This is a genomic window from Lacisediminihabitans sp. H27-G8 (assembly GCF_046156175.1).
Classification (GTDB): Bacteria; Actinomycetota; Actinomycetes; order Actinomycetales; family Microbacteriaceae; genus Lacisediminihabitans.
In genome coordinates this window covers 31,905-46,457 of the sequence record NZ_JAYLVL010000006.1, presented here as the reverse complement: position 1 = coordinate 46,457, position 14,553 = coordinate 31,905, and the positions used below count along the sequence as shown (strand labels likewise).

At 66.3% G+C, this 14,553-nt stretch carries 15 protein-coding genes; 11 read left to right on the top strand and 4 right to left on the bottom strand.

The annotated features are described in order from the left end of the window. The first annotated feature begins 3 nt into the window (after positions 1 to 3). The 4 genes from VLI63_RS16255 to VLI63_RS16240 all read left to right on the top strand — a co-directional run bounded on the left by VLI63_RS16255 (position 4) and on the right by VLI63_RS16240 (position 3,763). Positions 4 to 1,050, top strand: coding sequence for a LolA family protein (locus VLI63_RS16255; protein WP_409157908.1), 1,047 nt, complete (start codon positions 4 to 6; stop codon positions 1,048 to 1,050). Then, complete coding sequence (locus tag VLI63_RS16250; RefSeq protein WP_409157907.1) at positions 1,047 to 2,003, top strand: ATP-binding cassette domain-containing protein; 957 nt, start codon at positions 1,047 to 1,049, stop codon at positions 2,001 to 2,003. The genes VLI63_RS16255 and VLI63_RS16250 overlap by 4 nt, the downstream gene beginning before the upstream one ends. Then, entirely contained in the window at positions 1,990 to 2,844 is an 855-nt protein-coding gene (locus VLI63_RS16245) for an ABC transporter permease (RefSeq protein ID WP_409157906.1), read from the top strand. Before VLI63_RS16250 ends, VLI63_RS16245 begins: the two co-directional genes overlap by 14 nt. 64 nt (positions 2,845 to 2,908) lie before the next feature. Further along, on the top strand, positions 2,909 to 3,763 hold the full coding sequence (locus VLI63_RS16240; protein ID WP_409157905.1) for a zinc-ribbon domain-containing protein: 855 nt from the start codon (positions 2,909 to 2,911) through the stop codon (positions 3,761 to 3,763). On the opposite strand, the gene VLI63_RS16235 is transcribed toward VLI63_RS16240, so the two are convergent. Then, positions 3,760 to 4,623: a LuxR C-terminal-related transcriptional regulator gene (locus tag VLI63_RS16235; protein ID WP_409157904.1), complete on the bottom strand. Its 864-nt coding sequence runs from the start codon at positions 4,621 to 4,623 to the stop codon at positions 3,760 to 3,762. The two genes, VLI63_RS16240 and VLI63_RS16235, sit on opposite strands and share 4 nt — an antisense overlap. Positions 4,624 to 4,742: 119 nt before the next feature. On the opposite strand from VLI63_RS16235, the gene VLI63_RS16230 reads away from it, so the two are divergent. From VLI63_RS16230 to VLI63_RS16210, 5 genes are all read left to right on the top strand, one after another. Then, a complete protein-coding gene (locus VLI63_RS16230) occupies positions 4,743 to 6,380 on the top strand; it encodes an AMP-binding protein (RefSeq protein ID WP_409157903.1) in 1,638 nt (545 codons plus the stop codon). A gap of 72 nt (positions 6,381 to 6,452) precedes the next feature. Continuing rightward, a complete protein-coding gene (locus tag VLI63_RS16225; protein ID WP_409157902.1) occupies positions 6,453 to 7,088 on the top strand; it encodes an acetate uptake transporter in 636 nt (211 codons plus the stop codon). Between the two features lie 75 nt (positions 7,089 to 7,163). Then, entirely contained in the window at positions 7,164 to 7,718 is a 555-nt protein-coding gene (locus VLI63_RS16220) for a cysteine hydrolase family protein (RefSeq protein ID WP_409157901.1), read from the top strand. 131 nt (positions 7,719 to 7,849) lie between these two features. Next, positions 7,850 to 8,203 carry a VOC family protein gene (locus VLI63_RS16215; RefSeq protein ID WP_409157900.1) on the top strand — a complete coding sequence of 118 codons (354 nt, stop codon included), beginning with the start codon at positions 7,850 to 7,852 and terminating at the stop codon, positions 8,201 to 8,203. 173 nt (positions 8,204 to 8,376) lie between these two features. Further along, entirely contained in the window at positions 8,377 to 9,279 is a 903-nt protein-coding gene (locus VLI63_RS16210) for a hypothetical protein (protein ID WP_409157899.1), read from the top strand. 51 nt (positions 9,280 to 9,330) lie between these two features. Here the strand turns inward: VLI63_RS16210 and VLI63_RS16205 are convergent, their stop codons facing one another. Continuing rightward, a complete protein-coding gene (locus tag VLI63_RS16205; RefSeq protein ID WP_409157898.1) occupies positions 9,331 to 11,712 on the bottom strand; it encodes an ATP-binding cassette domain-containing protein in 2,382 nt (793 codons plus the stop codon). Positions 11,713 to 11,834: 122 nt separating this feature from the next. Here VLI63_RS16205 and VLI63_RS16200 point away from each other — a divergent pair, with 122 nt between their 5' ends. Continuing rightward, complete coding sequence (locus VLI63_RS16200) at positions 11,835 to 12,833, top strand: squalene cyclase (RefSeq protein ID WP_409157897.1); 999 nt, start codon at positions 11,835 to 11,837, stop codon at positions 12,831 to 12,833. A 144-nt stretch (positions 12,834 to 12,977) separates the two neighbouring features. On the opposite strand, the gene VLI63_RS16195 is transcribed toward VLI63_RS16200, so the two are convergent. Together VLI63_RS16195 and VLI63_RS16190 are read right to left on the bottom strand one after the other, a co-directional pair. Next, on the bottom strand, positions 12,978 to 13,340 hold the full coding sequence (locus tag VLI63_RS16195) for a DUF2200 domain-containing protein (protein WP_409157896.1): 363 nt from the start codon (positions 13,338 to 13,340) through the stop codon (positions 12,978 to 12,980). 10 nt (positions 13,341 to 13,350) lie between these two features. Then, entirely contained in the window at positions 13,351 to 13,881 is a 531-nt protein-coding gene (locus tag VLI63_RS16190; RefSeq protein WP_409157895.1) for a winged helix-turn-helix transcriptional regulator, read from the bottom strand. An 88-nt stretch (positions 13,882 to 13,969) separates the two neighbouring features. On the opposite strand from VLI63_RS16190, the gene VLI63_RS16185 reads away from it, so the two are divergent. Further along, on the top strand, positions 13,970 to 14,551 hold the full coding sequence (locus VLI63_RS16185; RefSeq protein WP_409157894.1) for a dihydrofolate reductase family protein: 582 nt from the start codon (positions 13,970 to 13,972) through the stop codon (positions 14,549 to 14,551). The last annotated feature ends 2 nt before the right edge of the window (positions 14,552 to 14,553 follow it).

The window sequence follows — 14,553 nt, the reverse complement described above, 5'->3', positions numbered from 1 at the left end:
AGCATGTCACGCACCTGGTTGAAGTGGATGCCCGCCGTCGCGGTCCCGGTATTGATCGCATCGGCCGCCGTCGCCGTTCCTCTCTCGGCGAATGCCGCCGTGAACCTCCCTACGAAGACCCCCGCCCAGGTGCTCGCCCTCGCCGCTGGTGAGAAAGTCACCTCTCTGTCCGGCACGATCTCGCAGACCTCGAGCCTCGGCCTGCCGCAGTTGCCCACCACCGGAGCGGATGCCTCGGCGGGCTCAGCCCTCGAACTGCTCACCGGATCCCACACGGCTCGTGTCTTCATCGACGGCTCGACGAAACAGCGGGTCCAGGTGCTCGACAGCATGGCCGAACGGGACCTGGTGCGCAGTGGCTCCGACGTGTGGCTCTACGACTCGAAGAAGAGGACCGCGGTGCACTCGACTCTCACCGCTCCGGCGGCAAAGTCGACAACCCAGGACTACGTCGCCACCCCTGATCAGCTCGCAGCCAAGCTCCTCGCCTCCGTGGACTCGAGCACCTCGGTGTCGCTCGGCTCCGACCTTCGCGTCGCCGGCCGCACCGCGTACGACCTCGTGCTGACCCCGAAGGCCTCTGGCACCCTGGTCGGCTCGGTCTCGATTGCAGTGGACTCCGAAACGGGACTTCCGCTCTCGGTCGATGTCTTTGCGCGTTCGCAGAAGACTCCGGCCTTCAGCGTCGGCTTCTCCACACTCGATCTCAGCGCGCCCGCTGCCAGCCTCTTCGCGTTCACCCCGCCGGCCGGTGCGAAGGTCACGGAGAAAGCACCGAAGGCCGAAACCGCGCGCCCCAGCACGCCGACCAGCGATGCCGCCAAGCCGACGGTCACCGGTACCGGATGGGATTCCATCGTGGCACTGCCGGCCGGTAAAGACACCGCGAGCGCGACATCCTCCCCACTCTTCGGCAAGCTGACGACCGCCGTGGCGGGTGGACATCTGTTCCACACCAGCCTTGTCAACGTGTTGCTGACGGATGACGGACGCGTGTTCGCCGGTTCGGTGCCGGTGGCGAAGCTCCAGGCTGCCGCCGTCGCGAAGTGAGCCCCGTCGCGACGGGGTTCGCGATTCGCACCGAGGCTCTGACCAAACGATTCGGATCGCAGCTCGCCGTTGACGGGGTGAACCTGAGCGTGCCCGACGGGTCGGTGTTCGGCTTCCTCGGCCCCAACGGATCGGGTAAGACCACCACCATCCGACTGCTTCTCGGCCTCGCCTCGGCGACCAGCGGCGAGATAGAGGTGCTCGGCAAGCGAATGCCGGACGACCTGCGCACGGTGCTCCCCGAGGTCGGCGCGCTCGTCGAAGGGCCCGGCTTCTATCCCTATCTGTCCGGTGCAGCCAATCTCCACCGTCTCGACAGCGCCGACGGGCACGCGACATCCGCCACCCGACGCACCCGGGTGCAGACCGCGCTCGAACGGGTGGGGCTCTCCCACGCGGCGGGCAAGAAAGTGAAGGCGTACTCCCTCGGCATGAAACAGCGGCTCGGCATCGCCAATGCCCTGTTGACTCCGCGGCGGCTGCTCGTGCTGGATGAGCCGACCAATGGCCTGGATCCGCAGGGCACTCGTGAGGTGCGAAGCCTCATCCGGTCCCTCGCGGCCGAGGGGACTACCGTGTTCGTCTCCAGCCACCTCCTCGCGGAGATCGAGCAGGTGTGCACCGACGCCGCAGTGATGAGCGTCGGTCGCCTCGTCGCACAGGGAACGATCTCCGAATTGCGTGGGGTCGGCGGCGCGCGACTGCGGCTGGAGACTCCGGATCGGGCTGCCGCGGCAGCTGTCCTCTCCCGCTTCGGGATGACCGTTGCTCGCCCGAGCGGGGAGTCCGGTGAGCTTGTCGCTACCTTCGGCGACCAGGAACCCGCTCCGGATGCGGTGGTCGCAACCCTCGTCGAGGCGGGGGTGCGGGTGCGTTCGTTCACCATCGATCGCCCGAGCCTCGAGCAGCGTTTCGTCGATCTCACGGGGGAGGGGTTCGATGTCGCAGGCTGATCGAACCGCTCTTCGCTCGCGGCCTGCCGTGGGGCTGCCGCTGCTGGCATCCGAGATCTCGGTGCTCTTCCGCCGCCGACGCACGTGGGCGATGCTCGCCTCCCTCGCCCTCATACCCGTGTTGATCGCGGTGGCGGTGAAGCTCTCCTCTGGCTCATCGTCCGGCCGTGGCCCGGCATTTCTCGACCAGGTGAGCCAGAACGGTCTCTTCGTCAGCTTCGTCGGGCTTCTCGTCTCAGTGCCGCTCTTCCTGCCCCTCACGGTCGGGGTAGTGGCCGGCGACACGATAGCGGGGGAGGCCAGCGCGGGCACCCTGCGCTACCTGCTGATCGCCCCGGCGGGCCGTGTGCGACTTCTCCTGGTGAAGTATCTCGCCACCGCGGTCTTCTGCCTCGCGGCGACGCTCGCGGTCGCCATCGCCGGAGCCGTGATCGGTGCCGCACTTTTCCCGATCGGACCGGTGACCCTGCTCTCGGGTGACAGCATCGAGGTCGGCGACTCGATCGTGCGGTCGTTGTTGATCGCCGCGTACATCACGGTCTCGCTGCTCGGGCTGTCCGCGATCGGCCTCTTCATCTCCACGATGACCGACGTACCGGTGGGCGCCATGGCCACGACGATCGTGCTCTCCGTCGTGTCGCAGGTGCTCGACTCGCTTCCGCAGCTCGACTGGCTGCACCCGTGGCTGTTCAGCCACTACTGGCTGGGTTTCGCCGACCTGTTGCGCCAGCCGATCTCGTGGGATTCATTCGGCAACAACGCCATTCTCCAGGCCGGGTATATCCTCGTCTTCGGCGCTCTCGCCTTCGGGCGATTCACGACGAAGGACATCCTCTCCTAGAGCGGACGCCTGTACTCCGGCGGCATCGGCCCGCAGTGTCGGACGGGTCGGGCATCCTGTTGCCATGGCGGAACCGGTCGAACTGTGGTGGGCGAGACGCCAGTGGTCGAAGGCTCTCGAGGTGCCGTATCCGGTCGGGTGCTATCGCAGCGACTGGGAGCGTTACCCGGTCTTGGTGCGCCAGTATCATCCCGACCTGAATTCGGGAATCACCCTGACCCAGGTGCCGCCGGCCGCCGAGGTGTATCTCGTCTGGCAGTGCGATGTCGGCCATCGATTCGTGGCGACCCCTGACGAGCAACGGCAGCGACCCGGCCAGTCGAGGCGGCGTTCGACCTGGTGCCCCGAGTGCGCGGCGGGAGCGACGAAACGTCGGGCACCGTCGCCCTCCCGCAGCCTAGCACCGGTGCGCCCCCGGTCTCCTGCCGCAACCGCCCGGGTCGCACGGCCGGCGCCCGGTGTCGGCGAGGTGGGCGAAGCCTTCGTCAGCTCGCTCGCACCGAAGCCGGCTTCGGCCGCCGAGGGCGAGCTGCGCCACCGCCTGGCCGAGCGACTGGACCTGGATTTCGGGCTGAACGCGGTGCGGGTCGCCCGGCCGTTCTTCACGCGTCACGAGGTGTGGCCAGACATCGTGCTTGCCGAACTGCGGGTGGCAATCGAATACGACACGACGGGAAGGGACGGCCTCGAGCATGTCGGCCGGCGCGAAGAGACCGATCGGCGCAAGGATCGACTCCTGCGCGCGGCGGGCTGGGAGGTCGTGCGCATCCGGTGCGGAAAGCTGAGGCCCATCGGGCCCTTCGATCTCACCGCCCCCGGAATCTCGGCGAAAACCATCGAGAGACTCGTCGAGAAGCTGGGGGAGATCCGCGGTGACCTGATCGTCGAGTGTTATCGCCGCACCGAGGTACTCGGCTAGGGCAGGAGCCCGGCCCGGCGGGCCGCGACCACCGCTTCGTAGCGACTTCCGGCCTCGAGCTTGCGCATGGCTGATGAGAGGTAGCTCTTCACGGTGCTCTCGGTGAGGCCGAGTTGACGGGCGACCGTGCCGTTCTGCTTGCCCAGGGCGACCTGGGAGAGGACATCCAGCTCACGAGGGGACAGCGGGGGAGAGCTCGGCGCGCGCGGTGTCTCCCTCATGCCAAGGCCGCGGGATGCCCGATCGAGTCGGCCGGCGAGAACCGGGTCGTCGATCTCGCGGCCGATCTCCCGGAGTTCCGCGAACAGCGCGCGATGTTCCTGGCGTTCCACCGGATCGACGCTCCGCTGGCCGGGCAGACCGCTCTCGCTCTCCAGTGCCGCGAGCCGGCGCTCCACCTCGTCGTGCACGGAGTACTCCCAGGCCAGGTCGCGCGCGGCGCGAAGTGCGCCCTGGAGAACGGTGTCACCGAACTGCGTCGGCTGCCGGTGGCCGCCGTAGATCACGGCCCTCACGGAGCCGTCGACCACGATGGGCACCGCGAGTAAGGAGACGATCCCTTCGGCGGATACCTCGCGGTCGTAGCGGTGCGTGATGGTCGTCGCCTGCCGATAATGGGTGGCGGTGACGGGCCGGCGCTCGGCGAGCGCGCGACCGCCGAGTCCCTGCGTCGGTTCGACGACGAGCCCATGGATGCTCTGCCCGAGAGTGCCGACGAAGGAGGTGAGTGGGGCTCCGTCCCGGGTGGCCAGCCCCCCGAAGGTAATCGGCAGGTCGATGCTGGAGGAGAGGGCGCGAAGACTCCGCTGAAGCAGGTCGAGGTCGTGAGACGACTCGGATCCCGGTGATGCAGCGGTCATTTCCCTACCTCCTTTAGGCGGTAGTCGGGCCCTTCGATGTTCCCTTAGCCTGCATCGTAACAGGCCGGAGTCGCCGACTCCCGAATCGATCACGATGACCATTTCAAGGGAGAAATGCCATGCCGAGGACCTCATCCCCTCTCGATTCTGCGAACGACTCGCCGCTCACCCCGCTGCGATTCCTCAAGCGCTCCGCCGAGGTATTCCCCGACAAGACCGCCATCGTCTACGGCGCACGGGTCTACACCTACGCGGAATTCGCTGCCGCTGCCGAAGCGCTCGCCCGCGCCATCCGCTCCCGGATCATCCCGGGGGATCGCGTGGTGTTCCTGTCGCCGAACACGCCCGAGATGCTCATCGCGCAGTTCGCGGTGCCGCTGGCCGGTGGCATCCTCATCGCCCTCAATCCCCGTCTCGCGCCCTCGGAGGTACGGTACGTGATCGAGCATTCCGGGGCGAGCCTTCTCTTCTACGATGCCGAGTTCGCTTCGGCCATCGGGGACTCCCGCGAGCAGTGTTCCACGTTGCGCGCCATCGTGGAGATCCCCGACCCGGAATTCGGATGCGCGGAGAGCGGCGTCAGCATCGGCCAGGAGTCCTATCGCGCCTTCGGTTCCGCAACGGCGGCCAACAAGACCCCGGTGCGCTGGGAGATCGACGACGAGCGCGCCGTCATCTCGATCAACTACACCTCCGGCACCACCGGCAAGCCGAAGGGGGTCATGTACAGCCATCGCGGCGCGTACCTCAACGCGATGGGCGAGGTCTTCCACAACGGACTCGACAACCAATCGGTGTACCTCTGGACCCTGCCGCTGTTCCACTGCAACGGGTGGTGCACACCGTGGGCGGTCACAGCGGCAAGCGGCACGCATGTCTGCCTGCGCGCGGTTCGGCCGGCGTCCATCTGGTCGGCCATCGATGAACTCGGGGTTACGAACCTGTGTGGGGCGCCGACGGTCTGCAACGTGATCGCCAATGCCGAGGAGGCCCATCCGCTCGAGCACCCGCTGCGCATCACGACGGCCGGCGCGCCGCCGTCACCCACCATCATCGAACGTCTCGAGCGGCTCGGTGCGCGAGTGACCCACGTGTACGGGCTCACCGAGGCCTATGGGCCATTCACCATCTGCGAATACCAGAAGGCGTGGGACTCCCTGCCGCCCACCGCGCGGGCGACGCAGATCGCCCGCCAGGGAGTCTCGATGGTGCAGGCGGAGACCCCGCGCGTCGTCGACACGGAGATGGCGGATGTGCCCAGAGATGGCAGCACCATCGGGGAGATCGTGTTGCGCGGCAACAACGTGATGGTCGGCTACTACAGGGACGCCGCGGCCACCGCCACGGCCTTCGCCGGCGGATGGTTTCACACCGGTGACCTGGGAGTGATGCATCCCGACGGCTATATCGAGGTCAAGGACCGCGCAAAAGACATCATCATCTCCGGGGGTGAGAACATCTCCTCCATCGAGATCGAGAACTCGATAGCCTCGCACCCCAGCGTGGCGGATGTCGCGGTGGTGGGGTTCGCACATGAGACCTGGGGCGAGCGGCCGGAGGCCTACGTTCTGCTGCACGAGGGGCATTTCGCCACCGCGGAGGAGATCTCCACCCACGCACGATTGACGCTGGCGAGATTCAAGGTGCCGGACTCCGTCGTCTTCGTCGACACGCTTCCCCGCACGGCGACCGGCAAGGTGGTCAAAGCATCGTTGCGTGCGCAATCGGTGCGATCAGAGCGTGTTCCCGCGCAATAACCCCCCCCTCACCACCGGGACGGCATCCGCCGGTCCGGCCAGCACGATGTACGCCACACAAAGGAGTGTCCCTTGACCACCATCATCGATCACCAGCAGTCCGCCTCCCGGGAATTCGACCGCCACGCGATCGCTCCGGTCGTTGCGGAGGCGCGAGTCATCGCGGATCCGGCCGGCCTCGGCCTCGGAGCGTTCGCCCTCACGACCTTCGTGCTGAGCCTGGCGAACTCCGGAATCATCGGGGGAGCCGGCGCTGCGGTGCTCGGGATCGCTCTCTTCTACGGAGGCCTCGCTCAGGTCGCCGCCGGCATGTGGGAGTTCGTGAAGGGCAACACCTTCGGTGCGACCGCCTTCACCTCCTACGGCGCCTTCTGGCTCGCCTTCTGGTGGTTGCTCACCAACCCCGAGGTCGAAAAGGCCGCCGGTGCGGCCGGAGTCGGGGCGTTCCTGCTCGCCTGGACGATCTTCTCCGCCCTCATGACGGTTGCATCGCAGAAGACGAACGCGGTGCTCTTCGCCACCTTCGTCGCGGTCACCGTCACCTTCATCGCGCTCACGGTCGGTGCGTTCACCGGCATCGCGGGGATCACGCAGCTGGGTGGATGGATCGGAATCATCGCCGCGGGGCTCGCCTGGTACGGATCCTTCGCGGTGGTCACGAACGCGACCTGGAAGCGTGTCGTCCTGCCGGTGTGGCCCGCCGCATAATCCCTGCGCGGATGTCGGCTGATCGGCATAGCGTGTTCTCGAGGGCGTTCTTCACCGCCCGGAGAGGGGACAGTCATGACGACACTTGCGAATCGGCCCAACACGGCGCTGGTGGTGATCGACGTTCAGAATGACGTCGTTGCCGCAGCTCATGAGCGCGACGCCATTATCGCCAACATCAACACCCTCGTCGGCAAGGCTCGCGACGAGGGTGTTGCCGTCGTGTGGGTGCAGCACTCTGACGATGGCCTGGAATACGGCAGCGAGGGCTGGAAGTACGTTCCGGAGCTCGTCCGGCGTGAATCCGAGCCCGTCGCGCAGAAGAACTACGGTGACTCCTTCGAGGGAACCGAGCTCGAGCGGGTGCTGGCCGAAGTCGGGGCCGGGCGGCTGGTGGTCGCGGGGGCGGAGACTGACGCGTGCATCCGATCCACGATCCACGGCGCGTTCACACGCGGCTACGACGTCACTCTCGTGAGCGATGCTCACACCACGAACGACCAGAGCGGATGGGGCGCGCCTCCGCCAGAGCAGGTCATCGCTCACACGAATCTCTACTGGGGTTTCCAGGGCGCTCCCGGACGCACTGCCGCCGTCACGCGAACCAGCGAAGTCAGCTTCGACGCCTGATCGCGGGGGAGTGCGCGACTGGTGGGCCACGGTCACCGGTGGTAGTCTCGCGGCCAATCGCGACCTGCGATCTGCCCGGACTCAGTGAGGGCGCGGTCCATGTCGCCCGTCCGAATTCAGGGAGGGTCGCCGTGGCCGTGACGGGAATCGGGGGACTGTTCTTCCGCAGCCGTGATCCGGAGGCGCGGTCCGCGTGGTACCGCGAGCACCTCGGCATCGGGTTGGGGGAGCATGGAGTCTGGAAGCAGGATGCCGGAGCGACCGTCTTCGCCCCTTTCGCGTCGGACACCGACTATTTCGCGGCCGACCAGTCGTTCATGCTCAACCTCCGTGTGACCGAACTGGACGCGCTGGTTTCCACGCTCGAAGCATCCGGCATCGTGGTCGAACGTCGACCAGAGTGGGACAGTCCCGACTACGGGCGATTCGCCCGCATCCACGATCCCGAAGGCCTTGCCATCGAGCTCTGGGAACCCACGGACTGAAGCGGCCCGAGCCCGCTGGTCCGCGCTGTCGGCGCCTGGCCGGGCGTTGCTCGCAGACCTCCGAATCGACGGACTATCAGGCCACATTATGCCTAGCCGCGGACGACTCTGAGCGCTACGCTGCTGCCAGCAATTGTTCGCATTCACTCCAGTAAGAGGAAGAAGGCGCGACCATGTCGGCTGCCAGCGAAGAATCTCCCACGTCTGTGATCCACGATGATGCCGGCGGACCGGCAGGCTCGCTGGGGATGTCGGGTCACGGTGCTCTGGATACGGTGCATCGAGAGCTCGAGCGTCATGCCCTCGACGGCCACGGAGCCACCGATCCGCTGCTGACCTACCGGGACGCCCTCCTCGGTCGATACATCATCGACCGACCGATCTTCACGCTGGCTTGGCCGCCGAACCTCTACATTCCCGCGGAGGCAGATCCGGCGAAGTACTGGATCACCGCACCGCCCGCCGATCACCGCTATCGCTACCGGTGGACCGATCCGCAGCCGACCGCCAGCAGCGCGTCAGAGAAGACCGGGTACCTGTTCAGCTGGACCAACGTGTCGGGGTTGAACCCGAGCCACACCGGTGCTGCGGGTGTCGGCGTGCGGATCGTGCCGACGAACTCGCTCTCGACGGTGCCAGTCAGTGCCGACGTCGATCTGGTGGCCGAGAGCCGCTGGTGGTATCTCGTCGGTTCGTCCGCCGGTTTCGCCAACTTCTCCTACCGCGGCACCGTCTACATCGCGGGCTGGGAAATCAGCCCGGTGACCGGGCAATGGGAGTTGCTGAGACCGTTCGGTTCTCGGGTGCTCTTCCAGTATCGCGAGAGCGGGCAAGGAGGAACCGCGATACGCAGCGACCACCACGCCTTCGATGATCTCTCTGTGCGACTGCAACTTCAGGGCGGCCACACCTACGGCATCGGGGTCTCGTTCGAGGTGGAGGTCGGATTCGACTGCCATGACCGCAATGGCAAGCCGTATCAGAAGCAGCCCGGCGACGACATCAAGCTCTGGGCATCGATGACCGGCGAGGTATCGAGCATCAGCGTCTCCACCGAGACGGTGTGGATCCCCTGACGGCATGCTCGAGAGCGGGAGGGACGCGGCCTCCTCTCGCCGCGCGAACGGCTAGCTCTCCACGTAGGCCGCGAGGTGCTTGCCGGTGAGGGTGGATCGCTCGGCGACGATTGCCGCGGGGGTGCCCTCGAACACGATGAGCCCGCCATCGTGGCCGGCTCCCGGACCCAGATCGATGATCCAGTCGGCGTGGGCCATGACCGCCTGATGGTGCTCGACGACGATGACCGATTTGCCCGAATCCACCAGGCGGTCCAGAAGGGCGAGCAGCTGCTCGACATCGGCGAGGTGTAGACCGGTGGTCGGCTCGTCGAGCACGTAGACGTCACCCTTCTCGGCCATGTGGATGGCGAGCTTGAGTCGCTGCCGTTCGCCACCGGACAGAGTGGTGAGTGGCTGGCCGAGGCTGAGATATCCCAGCCCCACGTCGACGAGGCGATGAAGGATGGCGTGCGCCGCCGGTGTTCGAGCCTCACCGCTGGCGAAGAACTCTTCGGCCTCGGCCAACGACATCGCGAGTACCTCGCTGATGTCGCGCCCGGCGAGGTGATAGTCCAGCACCGAAGCCTGGAACCGTTTGCCCTCGCACACCTCGCAGGTGGAGGCGACGCTCGCCATCATCCCGAGATCGGTGAAGATGACGCCGGCGCCGTTGCAATTGGGGCACGCACCCTCCGAATTGGCACTGAACAGCGCGGGCTTGACCCCGTTGGCCTTTGCGAAAGCGCTGCGGATCGGGTCGAGCAGCCCGGTGTAGGTCGCCGGATTGCTGCGACGGGAGCCCTTGATCGCGCCCTGGTCGATGGACACCACGCCATCCCGCACGGGGAGTGACCCATGAACGAGTGAGCTCTTGCCCGAGCCGGCCACCCCGGTGATGACCACGAGCACGCCGAGCGGAATGTCGACATCGACCTGCCGCAGGTTGTGTGCCGTCGCGCCGCGAACCTGCAGTGCGCCGGACGGTGACCTCACCTCCCGTTTGAGGGAGCGCCGGTCGTCGAGATGCCGGCCGGTCAGCGTATCGCTCGATCTGAGCGCCTCGACAGAGCCTTCGAAGCAGATGACTCCGCCCGCGGTTCCCGCACCGGGACCGAGATCGACGACATGGTCGGCGATCGCAATCGTCTCCGGCTTATGCTCGACGACCAACACCGTGTTGCCCTTGTCTCGCAGCTGGAGCAATAGGGCATTCATGTGCTCGATGTCGTGGGGATGCAGGCCGATCGTCGGTTCATCGAAGACATAGGTGACGTCGGTGAGCGAGGAGCCGAGGTGCCGGATCATCTTCGTGCGCTGGGCTTCGCCGCCGGAGAGCGAGCCGGCCGGCCGATCGAGAGACAGGTAGCCGAGGCCGATCGACACGAAGGAGTCGAGAGTCTGGGTGAGTGCGGCCAGCAGGGGAGCGACGGTCGGATCCCGAATGGCCCGCACCCATTCGACGAGATCGCTGATCTGCATGGCGCAGGCCTCGGCGATGTTGAGGCCGGCGACCCGCGAGGAACGGGCGCCCTCGTTGAGCCGCGTGCCACCGCAGTCGGGGCAGGTCGCGAAGGTGACGGCCCGATCCACGAAGGCGCGGATGTGTGGCTGCATGGCCTCGCGATCCTTGGAGAGGAAGGACTTCTGCACCTTGGGGATGAGTCCCTCGTAGGTCATGTTGATGTCGCCGACCTTCACCTTCGTCGGTTCGTGGTACAAAAAGTCGTCGAGCTCCCTCTTCGAATAGTCACGGATCGGCTTGTTCGGATCGAGGAACCCGGAACCGGTGAAGATGCGTACGCCCCAGCCATCCGCGGTGTAGCCGGGAATGGTCATCGCGCCCTCGGCGAGGGACTTGGAGTCGTCATAGAGCTGGGTCAGATCGATGTCGCTGACCCGCCCCATGCCCTCACACCGCGGGCACATACCTCCCGTGACGGTGAAACTGCGTCTCTCCTTTACGGTGCGGCCGGCCTTGTCCATGGTGACGGCGCCCGATCCGCTCACCGAGGGCACGTTGAACGCGAAGGCCTGGGGGGAGCCGAGATGAGGCATCCCGATGCGGCTGAACACGACACGCAGCATCGCGTTGGCGTCGGTCGCGGTACCGACCGTGGAGCGCGAGTTCGCCCCCATTCGTTCCTGGTCGACGATGATCGCGGTGGTCAGGCCCTCGAGTCGGTCGACATCCGGCCGTGCCAGAGTCGGCATGAAGCCCTGGAGGAAAGCGCTGTAGGTCTCGTTGATCATGCGCTGCGAGTCCGCGGCGATCGTGCCGAAGACCAGGGAGCTCTTGCCGGAGCCGGAGACCCCCGTGAACACGGTCAGTCGCCGTTTCGGGATGTCGATGCTGACGTTCTTGAGGTTGTTCACGCGCGCTCCGTGAACACGAATCAGGTCGTGGCTGTCGGCGACGTGCTGTGCCGGGGGAGTTTCCGCAGTCTCGTTCATCTCGCGGCAAGCCTAGGGGCGCTGGGCGGGCACGGGGTCATGGAGCCCGCTGGGACGCCGAACTCGAGGCAGCCCGCCCGGGATCGGTTGCGACAGTGAGGGGGCCGCTCCATGATGGAACGGTGCCGCCACCGCTGACCGCTTCATTGCGCGCGTTTCTCCTCGACACGGATGTCGCATTGCGCTGGCAGGTCGAGCGCGACCTGCTCGAATCACCGCGGGAGGTCTGGGAGTCCACGCGAGACCGCATTGCGACAGAGGGGTTTGGAGCCGAGTTGCTCGCCCACCAGGATCCGGACGGGCAGTGGGCCGGGGGAGCGTTCTTCCCTCAGGGCTTCGATTTCGACTCTCCGGAGGCGGCGGAGGGCGCGGGGCAGCCGTGGACGGCGACGACCTGGTCCCTCAATTCCCTGCGGGACTGGGGACTTGATGCCGCGGTCCTCGAGGGCACGGCCGCCGCACTCGCGGCTCACAGCCGATGGGAATACAACGACCGACCGTACTGGGAGGGAGAAGTGGACTGCTGTATCAACGCCTCGACCCTCGCGAACGGCGCCTGGCTCGGTGCGGATGTCTCCGCCCTCGCGGGGTGGTTTCCGGAGCACCACATGGCAGATGGGGGATGGAACTGCGAATGGGTGGAAGGTTCGACCCGGTCGTCATTCGACTCCACGCTGAACAGTCTGAAGGGCATCCTCTATTACGAGTCGGTGACCGGGAGGACTGACGAACTGAGCGCGGCCCGGCGTAGGGGAGAGGAATACCTGCTGCGGCGCAGGCTGCTGTTTTCGCTCTCCCGCGGGGAGATCCTCGGCCCTCAGATGACGCGGCTCGCCTATCCGTTTCGTTCCTTTTACAGCGCCCTCAATGCCGTGGACTACTTTCGTTCGGGCTCGTTGTTCGACGGCACCGCTCCCGACCCCCGCCTCGCCGACGCGATCGAAACGGTGCGGAACGCCCGCCGGCCGGACGGCACCTGGCTGCAGCAGCGCAGGCACCCGGGGAGGGTGTGGTTCGACGTCGACGTCGACGTCGACGAGCCGTCGCCATGGCTCACTTTCTTCGCGACCCGGGTGCTGTCGTGGTGGGACGAGCCCTCGGGTCCTGAGCGCCAGGCCTGATCGCCGGGCCTGAGCGCCAGGCCTGAGCGCCGGGCCTGAGCGCCGGGCCTGAGCGCCGGGTCGAACCGGATCGGCACGGTGCTGCGGCGAGCACCGACAGTCCGGGAGAATGGTGCCGATTCGGGCCGATGCTGCGCTCGCCCGTCAGGACCGCAGGATCTTCGCCAGCGGCCTTCCGTTGGCCAATTCGTCGACCAGTTTGTCGAGGTAGCGCACCTTCTGCATCACGGGGTCCTCGACGTCTTCGACGCGAACACCGCAGACGACTCCGGTGATCAGCGAGGCATTCGCATTGAGGTGGGCATCGGCGAAGAAGTCTTCATACGACGTGCCGGCGACGATGTGTTTGTCGACTTCGTCGTCGTCGAAACCGGTCAACCACGTGATGACCTCGTTGAGTTCGGCAGTCGTTCGGCCTTTTCGCTCGACCTTGTTCACGTAGAGCGGGTACACGGTGGCGAAGGGCATGGCGTAGACGCGTCGGAGGGTCGCATCATCCGTTTTCATGCGCGCCATTCTAGTGACGCTCTTGTCGGGTCGGAGCCTGTTGCTCACTCCCGTTTTGACTCGCTGTGGCCGCGGCGAAGGCGGCATCGAGGCGTTCGAGCGGGCCCGGGCCGACGGTCGGTGCCGCTGGGGCATCGAGGTGACGGGTGCGCAATTCGTCCATCAGTTCGTCGATGAACGCCGGACCTCCCTCTCTCATGACCCGTTGCCGAATCCGCAGCTCTTCGCTGCCGGGCTGCCAATCGAGGCCCCAGTTGCCCAGGGCAGCGATCACGGGGAGTGTCTGGATGCCGGCTTCCGTGAGGCTGTAGCGGGCGCGCTGGCCCCGGGCGGCCGTGCCGCGGGTGAGGATCCCTGCCTCCACGAGCCGCACGAGTCGGTCGGCGAGGATGTTCGACGCGATGCCTTCGATCGATCCGGTGAGAAGCGCCCGGAAGTGGCGGCGGTCTCCGAAGATCACGTCGCGCAGTACCAGGAGCGACCAGCGATCCCCGAGAACCTCGACGGCGGCATTGATCGGGCATCCGGAGCGCGGTTCCACGATTCCTCCTCACAAGAGATTGCTTGACAGTCGCGTCGTTCTCAATATAGTGGTTGCAGAACGCAACCACTATTCTGAGGAGACGCTGGTGGGCCGCTTCGTATATTGGATGAACGTGTCCCTCGATCTGCGGATCGAGCAGGTTCCGGGCGACGACGGTGCGGGGGAGTGGCTGCGCATCGGCGAAGAACTGCACCGCGAGTTCAATGCGCGGGCGCGGGAGCTCGCCGTGATGGTGCAGGGTCGGGTCATATTCGAGACCATGGAGGAGTATTGGCCACGCGCCCGCACGGATGAAACGCTGCCGGACTTCCTTCGGGAGTACGGCGAGATCTGGACGGACACACCGAAGGTCCTCGTCTCCCGAACCCGCAGTCGTGCTGACTTCAACACCCGGGTCATCGGGGGAGACCACGCGATCGAGCAACTCGCCGCGCTTCGGGCGGAGACCGAGGGTGCCATCGGAGTGGGGGGCGCCAATCTCGCCACGCAATTACTGCGGGCGGGGCTGCTCGACGAGTTGCTGCTCTTCACCCATCCCGCGATCCTCGGCTTCGGCAGGCCGTTGTTCGACGACTACGACCGTCCGATCGAGCTCGATCTGCTCGAGCAGCGCTCGTTCGAACAGGGGGTCACGATGCACCGCTACTCGATACGGTGCGAAGGTTAGAC

Bases quoted from the DNA above. Each gene is read 5' to 3' on its own strand.
- VLI63_RS16245 (WP_409157906.1), top strand. From the start codon at position 1,990: ATGTCGCAGGCTGATCGAACCGCTCTTCGCTCGCGGCCTGCCGTGGGG.
- VLI63_RS16230 (WP_409157903.1), top strand. From the start codon at position 4,743: ATGCCGAGGACCTCATCCCCTCTCGATTCTGCGAACGACTCGCCGCTC.
- VLI63_RS16205 (WP_409157898.1), bottom strand. From the start codon at position 11,712: ATGAACGAGACTGCGGAAACTCCCCCGGCACAGCACGTCGCCGACAGC.
- VLI63_RS16220 (WP_409157901.1), top strand. From the start codon at position 7,164: ATGACGACACTTGCGAATCGGCCCAACACGGCGCTGGTGGTGATCGAC.
- VLI63_RS16240 (WP_409157905.1), top strand. From the start codon at position 2,909: ATGGCGGAACCGGTCGAACTGTGGTGGGCGAGACGCCAGTGGTCGAAG.
- VLI63_RS16210 (WP_409157899.1), top strand. From the start codon at position 8,377: ATGTCGGCTGCCAGCGAAGAATCTCCCACGTCTGTGATCCACGATGAT.
- VLI63_RS16195 (WP_409157896.1), bottom strand. From the start codon at position 13,340: ATGAAAACGGATGATGCGACCCTCCGACGCGTCTACGCCATGCCCTTC.
- VLI63_RS16235 (WP_409157904.1), bottom strand. From the start codon at position 4,623: ATGACCGCTGCATCACCGGGATCCGAGTCGTCTCACGACCTCGACCTG.
- VLI63_RS16255 (WP_409157908.1), top strand. From the start codon at position 4: ATGTCACGCACCTGGTTGAAGTGGATGCCCGCCGTCGCGGTCCCGGTA.